This window comes from Marinomonas sp. ATLA20, from assembly GCF_057180105.1.
The window spans coordinates 1-254 of sequence record NZ_JBXUKU010000066.1 but is presented as its reverse complement, the minus strand read 5'-3'; the positions used below and the strand labels follow the sequence as shown (position 1 = coordinate 254).

Here is a 254-nt window from a genome sequence, read left to right as displayed (position 1 = left end):
ATTGTGTCCCGTTCGTCTAGAGGCCTAGGACACCGCCCTTTCACGGCGGTAACAGGGGTTCGAACCCCCTACGGGACGCCACTTTTAAGTTTGTCTTGCAAATTGGCAAGGTGAACAAGACAGCCCACTGCTTTATGCGAATAAAGAGTAGGGGTGTTGATAATGCGGGAATAGCTCAGTGGTAGAGCACAACCTTGCCAAGGTTGGGGTCGCGAGTTCGAGCCTCGTTTCCCGCTCCACTTTCTTAAACTAGA

General features: G+C 52.0%; 2 tRNA genes. Both read left to right on the top strand.

Annotated elements, in window-relative coordinates:
- Positions 1-5 precede the first annotated feature (5 nt).
- Positions 6-81 (top strand) — tRNA-Glu (locus AC2A4J_RS20470).
- 83 nt (positions 82-164) lie between these two features.
- Positions 165-239: transfer RNA gene (locus tag AC2A4J_RS20465), tRNA-Gly, on the top strand.
- Positions 240-254 lie beyond the last annotated feature (15 nt).